Genomic DNA, 12,958 nt, shown 5'->3' on the forward strand with positions numbered 1-12,958 from the left:
ACAGAAAAATAATAAAACGATAACAAAATGAAAAAGAAACCGATAATAGGTGTTACACCTGATTTAGCTCAAAATTGTGAAAAATATACTTACGCTGCTTTTCCATGGTACGCCTTGCGAAGAAACTATACCGATGCTATTATTGCAGCCGGTGGTGTACCTCTATTATTACCTTATCAAACTGATACAATAAATCAGCTTATGGAACTTGTGGACGGTGTTGTAATTCCAGGCGGTGATGAGGACATACATCCTAAATTTTATGAGCCGGAATGCGCCGAAGATGTAGTAATTTCTAATGAAGAACGTGATAATTTTGAGATATTAGTTTTAAAGAAAGCATTAGAGAGAGAGATTCCGATTTTAGGAATATGCCGAGGTATGCAGCTATTAAACGTTATTTTTAAAGGTACGCTTATTAAACATATTCCTGATTATATTGAAACTGTCATTAATCATACACAACCTTCGCCTAAAAACATAGTTTCGCATGCAATTAATATAGAAGCAAATACTAAACTTGCTAAAATAGCTAATAATCAGCTACAAACTATGGTTAATTCGACTCATCACCAAGCTGCTAAACAACTTGGTAATGACCTTATCGTATCTGCAAAAGCAGAAGATGGTATAATTGAAGCCATTGAATCAACGAAACATAAATTTGTTATCGGCGTTCAATGGCATCCTGAATATCTTAACGATAATGGAGTAGATTTAGAATTATTTAAAGAACTCGTAAAAGTTAGTAAGTAAATATTAGTTTTCAACATAATTAGATGAACATATTACAAACGCTTTATTATATTCATATCCAAGCGGTCAAAAACATACGGAATTTTTAGAGCGTTCACATACGAAAGTAGAACCTCTACCATTGTCTCCCAGTTGATACTGACCATAAATTACAGGTCCACATTGTTCTTGCCAAGCAATTGAATATTTTACTCGATTATCTTGCACATCCCATTGTTGTAAACAGCCGCTAATAATACAATTCATTTCAGTCGCAAATAGTTTAACCAATTTTTGTATTATCAAATCTTCTTGTTGTTCTACTTGTATATTATCACAATAAGCTATATGTGTGTTTAAATTATTAGCATAAGCTCGTGATGTTATAGAGACTATAATAGTAAATAATATAATAAAAATTTTCATATGATACCTTATTTATAAAATTTAAATTAATATATTTTAAGATACTTAATAAGAAACTAATAAGCAAATATTATTTATTGTACTATATTATCGTTTTAAATAAGATTTGTTTCAGACCTTGGATCTGCTATATTATCGTAAAAAACATTATTTATGACTGCTGATTATTCTTTTTTGAAAAGTTTTGCTGAGTGTATCATTGATAAATTAGAGAAAGGTACAGAAGTTCACATAATATTGCCTAATAATTTCTCATGCCTAGAATTAAAGAAAATTTTAACCGATAAATATAAAATTAAATTACCTATAATTATTCCTTTTAATTCTCTTATTTCAAAAAAAACCGATTCGGATTATATATCTAAAATAGAAGAACTTTTTATTATATCAAAAATAATTACAGAATATAAAGACTTACAATTTAATAATAATGAATCATTAAAAGCTGCAGAAATTCTAAGAAAATTGTTTAATGATCTTATAATCAATAATATCGATATAAAATTAATTGAAGTCTATCACAATTCTAACTATTGGCAAAAGATTTATAAATTTCTAGAATATTGCTTTTTAAGATGGCAAGAAGAAATATCGCTTACTCAAAAACAAACCAAAGCAATCCATAAATTAAAGCTATTACAAGAAGAAATAATCAGAATAAAGAATAGGAATAAGCAGGTAATACTTGCCGGAATGTTCAAGCCTAATATTTTTTTTAAAAGATTTGAAGAAGAATTAAAGAATTGCATAATTCACTATAATCCAGCCTCCAAGCAGATTAGCGATGGTATATCTTATTATGAACCTAATGACATTTATGAAGAGGCGGTAGCAATAGCTTATATATGTAGCCGTAATAAAGATAAACGAATAGCAATCGTTACGGATAATGATAAGCTTAAAAGAGTATATTGTAATTTTTTAGACAGATACGAAGATCTACTAGGTAATGACTTAAGGCTTACTAATATAGGGGAATTACTAACTTCCATTATTAAAATATTATGTAATAATTTTGATTTAAAACTCCTATTTTTATTACTTAAAAATCCTTTAATTAACTGCTCTGCCGTACAAAAGTTAGAGATGATACTATCTAATAAAAACCGCTTTATATCCTCGCCTAAATATTTATTGCAATTACAATTTGATAACGAGGATACAAAAGAATATTGCCGTAACTTAATAGATATTTTATTTACCGATAACCCGCATAATATACTAGATATTCTGACCTTAACTAAAGAAATAGCTGAAAAACTTTTACCTACTATTTGGGAAAAAGAAGGAGCAGCAGAACTAGTTGAGTTTTTAACAAATTTAACTGCATATAGCAAATATATAAATTCAATGGATAAAAAAGATTTTCCTAAAATTTTTTCTTTTTTACTCTCTAATATCAAATATTATAATAATACTGACTCTGCTAGTATTATTATAGGACGACCTGAAGATTTAGCATTATGTACATTCGACTTAATTATATTACCGCATTTTAATGGTGAAAACTGGACACCTACCGCTAAATCTCACCCATGGCTTAGCAAGAAAGCCTTGCAGATACTAAATATAGATTATGAGGAAATCGCCTCTACTCTATATTCAGATTACTTCAATTTATTTCTACAAAATAAACAAGTAATTATACTAAACGCTAAAAAATATGATGGTAAGTTGTCAGTGCCGTGTAATTTATTTTTGAAATTACAGGATGTCATTCCTGTCGTCCCTTATGTCATTCCTGCGGAAGCAGGAATCCACCCAGACATGGATTCCCGCCGTTGCTGGAATGACATAAGGAAGGATGACATAGGGGACGAGTCTACAGCACATAGCCACTCTTTCCCATCCGTCTTATCAGTAACCGACATAGAAACATTAATAAGAAACCCATACGGGTTTTATGCTAAGAAAATCCTTGGACTACGTAAAAAAGATAATATATGGGAAGAGCCTAAAATATCGGATTTCGGTAATTTTATTCATAAAGTTTTAGAGGAGTATTCTAAAAATTACGACAAACAATTTATTAATTTAAACTTGCTTGATAAACAAAATTCTTTAATAAATATCGGCAATCATATTTTATATGGCACTATTTTACCAAACTACACAAAAAAAACTTGGCAAATAAAACTCACGGCTTTCAGCAAAGCTTTTATTTTATTTGATATAGAACGCCGAAAAAATTGCAAAGAAATCTATTTTGAGACTAAAGGGGAATTACGGCTAAATATTGCAGGTCAAGATATAAAAATAATCGGTATAGCTGACCGAATTGAAATAAGTAAATCAAACCATATAACTATACTAGATTATAAAACCGGTACTATTCCGACTAAGAAAGAAATAGAGCTTGGACTCTCTCCGCAACTTATTATCGAAAGTTTAATGTTGCTAGAAAACGGATTTAATATTAAAAATGAAAATACTATAGTCAATTCAGTTGGGCTTGGATACAAGGCACCGAGGGTAGAGCCTATAATAATAGGCGAGACGACGAGTAACATCGTCAGCAAGCCTAAATCAATTGACTATACCATTGCTTATGTGAAAATAACCAGTACCGAACCTTATATACAAACAACAGAAATAGCTTTAAGAATTGAAACTTTAAATAGATATAAAGCAGGACTCGTAAAATTACTTGAATATTACATTACAAATAAGTCTTTTGCTTATGATTTGAATTTATCAAAATATAATGATTATTTGCATTTGATTAGGCAGAGTTAATTATAACAGCCGTCATTGCGAGGAAATTGCATAGCAATTGACGAAGCAATCTCGTGGCCGAAGTCCTGAGATTGCCACGCTCCCTACGGTCGCTCGCAATGACGTAGTGGTAGTCAAGCCACGGGGATAACATAACATTTACAACCCCATCACTAACTTAAATCCTTTATTCTTCCCCATGATAATCTTGCTATCCGTATTATAAATAATCGGATCGTTAATTTTGGCATGACCGAATCTATTTGTTTTAAATACCGGGATATTTAAATTATCTGCAAAATTACGAAGCACCAACATTGTGGCGTCAAGATCTTTACCGAATGAACCAAATATTATAGCCTTAACATCCTTAAGTAGCCCTGCTTGCTTTAAGTGTATAAGCTCACGATCTAATCTAAAAGGAGCTACATTCACATCTTCTAAAAAAAGAATTTTGCCTTTAGTCTTTATTTGCCAATTCGTTCCTATACTAGTTTGCACCATAGTTAAGTTACCGCCTGTTAGTTTACCGTTAACAAGATCACTTGATTTTGCTATATCATTAAGCGGACTCAAATTATTTATAGTAACCTGCTTTACCTTACCTTTTAATATTTCAGCAAGCTTGGTAAAATTACTTTGATCTTTATCAGTTTTTAATAAGTCGGCTATATTACTGCCGTGAATAGTTTTCCATCCCCATTCTTGTGATAGAAAAAGATGTAAAACCGTTATATCGCTATATCCTATAAAGAATTTCTCTTTATTTGGTTTTGATAGCTTTAGTAAATCGGGAATTATTCTAGCAGAACCATAACCGCCTCGTAAACTCCATACTACATTATCAGACTCATCAAATAATATATCCCGCAGGCAATTAAATCTTACTTCATCGCTACTTGCAAGAAAGGGTAGCTTACCTTTAGCAAAACATTTAGAAGGAATTTTTAAATTTAATCCATTAATATTTTTTAAATCCGATAAAGTCTTATTATCAGCACCTGTTGCCGGAGCAACAACAGTAATAGGAATATTTTTTAGGTTAGTAGCAGCAGAAAAAGCTGATATTGAAAAGAATAATATTATTAGTAAAGATAAGTTTTTAAGAATCATGGAATTATATATTATGGTAAGCGTTGCCTGCATGAATCGGTTTCCGTCATTGCGAGGAAAAATTGAAAATTTTGTACGTCCGCAATCTCAGAATGTTTGACAAGATTGCCATGTCGGGACTATGTCCCTCCTCGCAAGGCGTTGTTGCGTGGAGATTAAAAAAAGTCAATATAGCGCTTAGAGTATAAAAATAATTAAATTTTATATAATTCTAAAAGCTATATTGAGCTTTCCCAAGGGCAATCATTTCATTTAATATATTTATCTTAGTAATTACTTCGTTTTTTCTTCCTTTCTCTGTTTTTTGTTGTAAGTTAAAGCCAAACGTTCGCTTCAACCTAAACATAAACGATTCAACCCTTGACCTTTGATGATGTAGAAGTCAAGATTTAATCTTACAGACATTATAAAAATTATATCTGAATGTCTGATAAGTTATGACTGTCAGATGAGTATTCAAGATATAAGATTTCGTTATTCTTTTCAACAGCTAACTTTTTACTATCCATAAAAGTCTGCATAGGTGTTTTTCCATAGCAATATTTACCGGAATGCGGTCTTTCATTATTATAATATTCTAGCCAAATATCAAGATCTAGTTGTAGATCATCAAGATCAGTATAGATCTTTTTACGCATAGCAGTATCAAAGAATTCTTGTTTCATAGTTTTATTAAAACGTTCACACATACCATTTGTTTGAGGAGAATATGCTTTAGTAGTAGTATGCTCAATACCCTCAATGCTTAAGAACAATTCAAAAGCATGATGTTCTATATTACCTTTATACTCACCACCTCTATCAGTTAAAATACGAAGTACTGGTATTTGCTGACTCTCATACCATGGTAACACTCTATCATTAAGCATGTCAGCAGCGGTAAGTGCTGTTTTATCAGTATATAGTTTAGCCTCTGCAACCCGAGTGTAACTATCAATAAACACTTGAGAATATACCTTGCCTATGCCTTTAAAATTACCTACATAATATGTGTCTTGGCATCCTAGATAACCTGGATGCTGTGTATCAATCTCACCATGAGCTTCTTTCTCGCTACGCCGTTTCTCTAATACTTGTAACTGAGCTTCGGTAAGAACAATACCATCCTGAGCCATTTTGGCTTCTAATGCTTTAAGTCTTTTATTGATATTATTTAAATCATTACGTAGCCAAATAGATCTAACTCCTCCAGGTGATACAAGAATACCAGTCTTTTTAAGCTCATTTGATACTCGCAGCTGACCATAAGCGGGGTATTCTATTGCCATATCTAATACTGCTCTCTCTACGGCAGGATCAACTCTATTCGCTATAATTGGCTTCTTCCGACTAATCTCATATAATGCTTCTTCTCCTCCTGTTTCATATAACTCTTTAAACCTATAATAACTGTCTCTACTGTAACCCATAGCTTTATATGCTGACGATATACTACCAAGACTCCTAGCTAATTCTAGTAATCCTATTTTTGGCTTTATTATTTTTTGATTTAGATTCATCTCTAATCCTCCATTTAATATTATCTTAATTTTACTAAATGTAAGATTAAATCTCAACTATTACATATCATAAGCTCCATCTGCTATAACGGTTTTAGCTTTGCCTGTTATCTCTTTGCTCATATCACCAACAACTTCACAGTCGTTTGTGTTACTATCCGTATAGGCTACAGATAGTACTTCCATACTATCTAAATCGACTGCTACATGTATCTTCTTCCACTGTTCTCTCTTACGATATAATCCATCCTTACCGTTATAATCCATCCTTACCGTATTTCCTTTGATGCCACCCACTGGTGCTATATACATTTACTCCGGTACTATCAAATACTATCTCTATCATACTTATATATTACTATATGTCAAAACAAAACACTAATGGAAAATTAACTTTTCACTATATCACAAGCATGTAAGTCGCGCTTAAAGTACAAGTTACTATTCTTATTTAAGATTACCCTATAAATCTGAACATTTTCAAGTACTCTTTGAACGTAATCTCTTGTTTCTCTAAATGGTATAAGTTCTATCCAGTCAATAACTTTTCTTGTATCTTTTATATCCCTTGGATCACCAAACCTATCTATCCATTTTACTACGTTATGACTTCCGGCATTATAAGAAGCAATAGATAGAATATAAGAACCTTTATGATCATCTAATAATTTTTTGAAATGATGCGAACCAAGTTTAATATTATATACTGGATTCCTAGTTAAATCTGCTACATTACATTTCATATTTATAGATTTTGCGGTATCACAAGCAGTACTCTTAATAAGCTGCATCAGCCCCATGGCATTTGCATAACTCACAGCCCTATGATCAAAGACCGACTCTTGTCTAATTATTCCATAAGTTAAATGAGGTGGGATAGGCAAACCTCCTAGATTATAAGGCGTTGGAAAAGCACAATCCGGAATAAAAGCGTTATTTTGGGCAGCAATTTTTGCCACCTCAACCATATGGTTAGTATTATTATTTGCTTTAATAATATTCGCAATTATTTGAATTTCTGCAGGATTTTTAGTGTTTTTAATCGCTGCTTTGGAATATATCATGGCTAAATTATTCTTATTATATTTAACCAGTAACCTTATTGCTTTAATAATCTCTTTATTTTCTATAGTTTTCCTTTCTTCAGAAGTTATTACGGGAATATGAGGTAAAACTAATTTTGTCCTATTTAATTCAATATTTGCTACCTGTCCGTAAAAGGTAAAAGAATATTTGACTGCCTGCTCGTAAAATTTTCTAGCCGTTTGCTTATCGCCTTTTGCTTCATAAGTACGACCGAGCCAATAAAATCCACGTGCCAAACTAATCGGGGTTTTAACAACTTTGATAAACTTATTAAAATGTAATAATGCTTGATCAGGCTTTTTTAAAAAGCTTAAAGCAAGCCAGCCCGCAAGCCACTCCTGCTCTCTTATAGTTTCAGGGCAGGTGGCAAAGGGTATCGTTGCCACTCTATAGCTATTAGCAAAATCCTTGTAATCGATGAATTCACGAGCATAATAGGATTGAATACGACACCATTTAGCAAAATGTTTACGGTTATTTTTAGCTTTCTTAAACAAAGTAATAACTTCCTTTGTTGGCTTTTGCATTTTTTTAGAATCTAAATAACGATATAACAAACCGGAACTATAGTATTTTTCAGGAATGCTTCTAAAAAGCTTTTCAGCATTTTGTGATTTATTAATAATTGCAATTTGTGCTTTGAAAGAATTACGATAGCCTTGATCAACATATTTTAAGGATTGCTCGGCAGACCTAATATCATTTTTCCATAAATGCTCTTCTATCCGCTCTAAATGATCATTCGCCGTTAAATATTTATGCCACTTATTGTAATATACATTTTCTTCTTCAGAAGTGAAATTGGCATATACCCAAGACTCTTTAATAATAGGTAGTAATATATTCTGATCTTTGATTAAACTACTTGCAGCTGCCGCATAAAATTTATAACCTTTGCCGGTAAGAGGAGAATGTTTACTAAACCAATCAAAAATTACTTTTTTATTTGTATTATTATTTAGATATTCTTCCGCTCTTTCTTCAAGCAGCTTATTTTGAGGCCAATTCGGGTTATTGCGTAAAAATCTTATTACATGTTCAAAACTATTATCTGAATATTTATTATCTAAATATTTCTGAGAAAGTACAATTTTTGTTAAGGCTTTATTATTTACTGCGCAGGCTAAATCTTCAGCCTGAGACCAGTTTTTTTGATCGATATAGGTAAAAACTTGCTTAACATTATCTACAGAATCAGAATTTACCGCATTTGTCATCCCGTGGCTTGACCACGGGATCCAGTTCAAGGCTAATAAAAATATAGAAGTTAATAATTTTATTGTGATTTTCATAAGTTGGTCATGCCTCCATATTGCAGTTATGCCTATTAAAAAGCTATACGTTCAATAAGAGTACCAATAACCTTATCATGAATATCCAATGACTTGGAAAAGCAGATTGTCTTACGTGCAAGCCTCTTGCATCTCGTTCTAAGGTTCAAGTTACTTCGTTCTATCCGTTGAGTGTATTTTTTACTGATAATATGCTTTTTAGGGTCTAATAACCTAGCATAACTCCCCCATCCATCTGTATAGTAAAAAGTCACCTTGAAATTCTCTAGTTTTTTCAGTAATGATTCTAATGTGCTATCACATCTTGTACCAAACGTATAAGCAACTACTTTTAACGAAATCTTATCCAAGGCATACCAAAGCCATCGTTGTCTGGATTTATTCTGTACATAAGACCATTGTTCATCTATCTCAGGAGCAATAATTACTTCTGTTGTACTGATAGAATGATTTATTGTTTTTTAATACTAGATTTTTTTAAAACACGGATAACTGTATTGATACCCACTTTTAATACTCTTACTGTATCTCTAACTCCAGAGCCGTTGATTGACATTTCTACTATTTGCTCCTTAACTCCAGGCTTAGATGCATTATTAATATACTCCAATTGAAAATATCGATTACACCGCTTGCATTGATATCTCTGTTGTTTTGAAATTGAATATCCTGACTTTATTACTTCTTCTGTGTTGTTACAATATCTACACTTAACATCTATTTTTGCCATAACTCCTTAACTATAATTCTCTCTTATTACTGTTTGAGGATTATAGACTATTTACTCTAAACTGCAATACGGAGGCACGACCCATAAGTTTTATGATTTGTTGCATGGATACTGGAGTCGTCATTGCGAGGAAAAAAATGAAAATTTTGACGAAGCAATCTCAAGAATTTTATATTACCTCATGAGATTGCCACGCTCCCTACGGTCGCTCGCAATGACGATTAGGGCAATACCCGCTCGCAATGACGTTTTTAGAACTCTTAAACACCTGTAGAACCAAAGCCACCGCTACCACGCATCGTTTCCGTAAGGCTACTACTTTTTTCCCATAATATACGTTCGTACTTTGCGATTATCATCTGAGCAATTCGCATCCCTTTTTCTATAACGAAATCTTCTTTACCGAGATTAATAAGAATCACCTTTATTTCACCTCGATAATCTGCATCAATAGTACCTGGTGAATTAGCAACCGTAATACCGTGTTTAACGGCAAGCCCCGAACGAGGTCGTATCTGGGCTTCAAAAGAGTCTGGCAGTGCTATAGCAATGCCGGTTGGAATTAGCTGTATTTCACCTGCTTTTATTGTTATAGGTTGTTCATTTGCGGCTATTAAATCCATCCCCGCACTATGCTCTGTAGCATATTCCGGCAAACTACCTGAAAAATTTTCTAATTTCTTAATTTTAACTTGCGTTATAGTCATACTACCTTATATCAAATTTATCGTTAACAATTTTATTTTCTACTACATCAATTAAAGAATTAGCAAGATTATCGGTTAATATCTTACTTCCCATGCCAAGTTTTTTTTTAAGCCAAGGCTGTTTAGCACACAGATATTGAAACTTAATATTATCGCCGAATTTTTCTTTCATTACGCTATACATATCACCTATGCCATCAATTAAACCGTAATCAAGAGCCGTTTGTCCTGCCCAAAATTCACCGTTAAATAAAATCTCGTCTTGCTGTGTTAACTTCCCTACTCTTCTTGTTTTTACATATTCTACAAAATGCTCGTAAACCTGCTTTTGCAAATCTTTGATAATTTTAAGATCCTCTTTATTAATAGGTTTAAAAGGATCTAAAATTGCTTTATTTTTTCCTTCCGTATAAACTCTACGCTCTATTCCAAGTTTATTAATCGCTTCATGGAATCCGAATCCGCTTGATACTACTCCTATACTACCTATAACCGAACTATAAGAAGCATATATCCAGTCACCGCTGCAAGCAAGCCAATATCCGCCTGAAGCTGCCATATCTTCAATAAAACTATAAATTTTTATTTTATTTTCTTTAGCAAGGTCACGAATACGTTTCGCAATAAGTTCAGATTGTACCGGAGAACCGCCAGGAGAATTAATAATTAAACATAATGCTTTTAATTTCTTTATTTTAAAAGCTTTTTCTATTAGTTCATTTAATGATTCTAAAGTAAGTCCCGATTGCATAGTACTTACTTTACCGATAACACCGCTAAGGCGTAAAACGGCAATCACTTCTTTAGAATCACCAAAAACCGAAGAAAATAACTGATCTAATTTACTTATCTGCCGTTTGGTTATTATCTGATCAAATTCTGCATTCGCCATAGTTGATTTATTTACTTCATTCATTGATTTTGCTCATTTTTAATTTAATATACTCGCTGAATTTAAAAAATTGGCTTCGTCGCTTTATCATTCCTCCGGTCCTCACGTATTAAGTATACGCAGCTCGCCTCGGCTTACAGCCTCCTTGCTCTTTTCCAAATTGAGCTTCGTCTATTTATTTGGAGTTACTATAGCATCTTTTTTTACAGGCGGCAAAGGCTTAGCCGGTTTATTCAGAGATTGCTCGTTATAACTATTTTTAGGTTCAGGATAATTTCCAGGAATGGCAGATAAAATAGTATCTCTAACTTTTTCGTCATACCAATTTGTATTGCCGACAAAGCTAGTTATTATTTTGCCGTTTGGGTCTATTAATATACTAGTCGGTAAGCTAACAACCCCTAAGGCTTTAAATAATTCATTTCTATAATCATGATAAATCGGCAAATATCTTATTTGATAGCTTTTAAAATATTCTTTAACAATTTTTATGTCTTGATAATCTTCTGAAATCGGAATTACTGAAAAAGGTAATTTCCTAAAATCTTTTTGCAACATATCAAGGTCAGGCATTTCTTTGACACAAGGAGCACTCCAAGTAGCCCAAAACACTAACAATATAGTCTTTCCTTCAAACTGATCAAGAGCATATTGATTTTTTTCTTCATCAAAAAAAATTATATTATCAGGAACGCTTGAGCCTCTTAAAAATTCTAATTTATCCTGATGCTTAGCATAAATTTTAGAAATAAAAATTATTGTAGATAATAAAAACACTATAATATATATAAGATATTTATTATAACTTCTTAAGGTCATATAATAATTTATAGTAATGAAAATATTTTATTTATTCGTATTAGCACTTACATTATGTAGTTGTGGTATAAAAAAACCTTTAGAAGCACCTGGAAAAGAGGCAAAACGTCATTGCGAGGAGTTGCGTTAGCAACGTCGCGGCAATCTCGTCAAGTATCCTGAGATTGCCACGCTCCCTACGGTCGCTCGCAATGACGTACTGCATCAATACCTCTTCAGTGTCGTACCTTGTAATACTAAATCAAAACAATAAGACGGTATATTTTCTTGCGGTTCGATTAATATCGGATTTACTTCACCGCACTCATTATCACACATATTTTTATCAGATAAGTCTAAGCGTGTTTCAAGAGTAGTAAGACTGGGATGCTCTATTCTTATGTTCGCACTTCTCAAATAACGAGAAGATTTATAAGGCAACATGCTAATAAAGTAATATTCTCCTTTATTATTAGTAGTAGCAATACCGGAACCGGTAAAGCTTGAATCGCTTTTACTTGTAAATCTTCTTTTATCCACTCTAGTTTTTAAAGGTTCATAAGGGTATTTACCTCCGCTTCCTACTTGCCATAAATAAACTTTAGCATCTGCAACCGGTACGCAATTTTGATCTAATATTTTTCCTTTAATTAATATCCTTTCACCGTAAAATTTTGATAATCTTCCTGTTTTACGTAATAAATTATTAGTAGTCTCAAAAACTTTCGGTTCATAATCATTAAATATATTTCTAGTAATTTTACAACGATTAAGCTTATTAGGGTAAGTTTTAGAAGCAGCAAATATGTTTAATGTCCATAAACATAAAAAACAAAATATAAATTTTTTCACTTTTCACCACTATATTTATAAAATTCTGCATTTAAACTTAAATCAATTATTGATATTAATCAAATTATTTTTATTCTCATTTGATTATTAAGTAATTGATTGTTATAGTAATA

13 protein-coding genes are annotated in these 12,958 nt (G+C 32.2%); 2 read left to right on the plus strand and 11 right to left on the minus strand.

From position 1 onward, the window contains the following. Positions 1 to 27 precede the first annotated feature (27 nt). Positions 28 to 756 carry a gamma-glutamyl-gamma-aminobutyrate hydrolase family protein gene (locus AC0ODJ_RS06370; RefSeq protein WP_218460405.1) on the plus strand — a complete coding sequence of 243 codons (729 nt, stop codon included), beginning with the start codon at positions 28 to 30 and terminating at the stop codon, positions 754 to 756. 66 nt (positions 757 to 822) lie between these two features. Here AC0ODJ_RS06370 and AC0ODJ_RS06375 read toward each other — a convergent pair whose 3' ends face one another. Further along, positions 823 to 1,161 (minus strand): hypothetical protein, encoded by a 339-nt coding sequence (locus tag AC0ODJ_RS06375; protein WP_256621228.1) that lies wholly within the window; start codon positions 1,159 to 1,161, stop codon positions 823 to 825. 153 nt (positions 1,162 to 1,314) lie between these two features. On the opposite strand from AC0ODJ_RS06375, the gene AC0ODJ_RS06380 reads away from it, so the two are divergent. Continuing rightward, a complete protein-coding gene (locus tag AC0ODJ_RS06380) occupies positions 1,315 to 3,897 on the plus strand; it encodes a PD-(D/E)XK nuclease family protein (RefSeq protein WP_474465417.1) in 2,583 nt (860 codons plus the stop codon). Positions 3,898 to 4,035: 138 nt separating this feature from the next. On the opposite strand, the gene AC0ODJ_RS06385 is transcribed toward AC0ODJ_RS06380, so the two are convergent. The 10 genes from AC0ODJ_RS06385 to AC0ODJ_RS06430 all read right to left on the minus strand — a co-directional run bounded on the left by AC0ODJ_RS06385 (position 4,036) and on the right by AC0ODJ_RS06430 (position 12,845). Next, positions 4,036 to 4,989: an LD-carboxypeptidase gene (locus tag AC0ODJ_RS06385; protein ID WP_218460407.1), complete on the minus strand. Its 954-nt coding sequence runs from the start codon at positions 4,987 to 4,989 to the stop codon at positions 4,036 to 4,038. Positions 4,990 to 5,200: 211 nt separating this feature from the next. After that, complete coding sequence (locus AC0ODJ_RS06390) at positions 5,201 to 5,335, minus strand: hypothetical protein (RefSeq protein ID WP_474465039.1); 135 nt, start codon at positions 5,333 to 5,335, stop codon at positions 5,201 to 5,203. A 67-nt stretch (positions 5,336 to 5,402) separates the two neighbouring features. Beyond that, the gene (locus AC0ODJ_RS06395) at positions 5,403 to 6,488 is read right to left on the minus strand and encodes an IS481 family transposase (protein ID WP_121834048.1); all 1,086 of its coding nucleotides are present in this window, start codon (positions 6,486 to 6,488) and stop codon (positions 5,403 to 5,405) included. 60 nt (positions 6,489 to 6,548) lie between these two features. Continuing rightward, on the minus strand, positions 6,549 to 6,755 hold the full coding sequence (locus AC0ODJ_RS06400; protein ID WP_474465421.1) for a transposase: 207 nt from the start codon (positions 6,753 to 6,755) through the stop codon (positions 6,549 to 6,551). A gap of 122 nt (positions 6,756 to 6,877) precedes the next feature. Continuing rightward, positions 6,878 to 8,866 carry a lytic transglycosylase domain-containing protein gene (locus AC0ODJ_RS06405; protein WP_474465424.1) on the minus strand — a complete coding sequence of 663 codons (1,989 nt, stop codon included), beginning with the start codon at positions 8,864 to 8,866 and terminating at the stop codon, positions 6,878 to 6,880. Positions 8,867 to 8,901: 35 nt separating this feature from the next. Further along, a protein-coding gene (locus AC0ODJ_RS06410; protein WP_240466735.1) for an IS1 family transposase occupies positions 8,902 to 9,596 on the minus strand; the annotation gives its coding sequence in 2 pieces (ribosomal slippage) (positions 8,902 to 9,323 and positions 9,323 to 9,596; 696 coding nt in all). Positions 9,597 to 9,856: 260 nt separating this feature from the next. Next, positions 9,857 to 10,303 (minus strand): dUTP diphosphatase, encoded by a 447-nt coding sequence (dut, locus tag AC0ODJ_RS06415; protein WP_218460170.1) that lies wholly within the window; start codon positions 10,301 to 10,303, stop codon positions 9,857 to 9,859. 1 nt (position 10,304) lies between these two features. Then, on the minus strand, positions 10,305 to 11,219 hold the full coding sequence (locus tag AC0ODJ_RS06420) for a S49 family peptidase (RefSeq protein WP_218460171.1): 915 nt from the start codon (positions 11,217 to 11,219) through the stop codon (positions 10,305 to 10,307). Between the two features lie 147 nt (positions 11,220 to 11,366). Then, positions 11,367 to 12,014 (minus strand): TlpA disulfide reductase family protein, encoded by a 648-nt coding sequence (locus AC0ODJ_RS06425; RefSeq protein WP_218460172.1) that lies wholly within the window; start codon positions 12,012 to 12,014, stop codon positions 11,367 to 11,369. 204 nt (positions 12,015 to 12,218) lie between these two features. Then, positions 12,219 to 12,845: a dioxygenase family protein gene (locus AC0ODJ_RS06430; protein ID WP_218460173.1), complete on the minus strand. Its 627-nt coding sequence runs from the start codon at positions 12,843 to 12,845 to the stop codon at positions 12,219 to 12,221. Positions 12,846 to 12,958: the final 113 nt, after the last annotated feature.

The organism is Rickettsia senegalensis (genome assembly GCF_056135685.1).

Coding starts and splice junctions, on each gene's coding strand:
- AC0ODJ_RS06425 (WP_218460172.1), bottom strand. CDS start 12,014: ATGACCTTAAGAAGTTATAATAAATATCTTATATATATTATAGTGTTT.
- AC0ODJ_RS06405 (WP_474465424.1), bottom strand. CDS start 8,866: ATGAAAATCACAATAAAATTATTAACTTCTATATTTTTATTAGCCTTG.
- AC0ODJ_RS06380 (WP_474465417.1), top strand. CDS start 1,315: ATGACTGCTGATTATTCTTTTTTGAAAAGTTTTGCTGAGTGTATCATT.
- AC0ODJ_RS06420 (WP_218460171.1), bottom strand. CDS start 11,219: ATGAATGAAGTAAATAAATCAACTATGGCGAATGCAGAATTTGATCAG.
- AC0ODJ_RS06385 (WP_218460407.1), bottom strand. CDS start 4,989: ATGATTCTTAAAAACTTATCTTTACTAATAATATTATTCTTTTCAATA.
- AC0ODJ_RS06375 (WP_256621228.1), bottom strand. CDS start 1,161: ATGAAAATTTTTATTATATTATTTACTATTATAGTCTCTATAACATCA.
- AC0ODJ_RS06370 (WP_218460405.1), top strand. CDS start 28: ATGAAAAAGAAACCGATAATAGGTGTTACACCTGATTTAGCTCAAAAT.
- AC0ODJ_RS06390 (WP_474465039.1), bottom strand. CDS start 5,335: ATGTTTAGGTTGAAGCGAACGTTTGGCTTTAACTTACAACAAAAAACA.
- dut (WP_218460170.1), bottom strand. CDS start 10,303: ATGACTATAACGCAAGTTAAAATTAAGAAATTAGAAAATTTTTCAGGT.
- AC0ODJ_RS06395 (WP_121834048.1), bottom strand. CDS start 6,488: ATGAATCTAAATCAAAAAATAATAAAGCCAAAAATAGGATTACTAGAA.
- AC0ODJ_RS06400 (WP_474465421.1), bottom strand. CDS start 6,755: ATGGATTATAACGGTAAGGATGGATTATATCGTAAGAGAGAACAGTGG.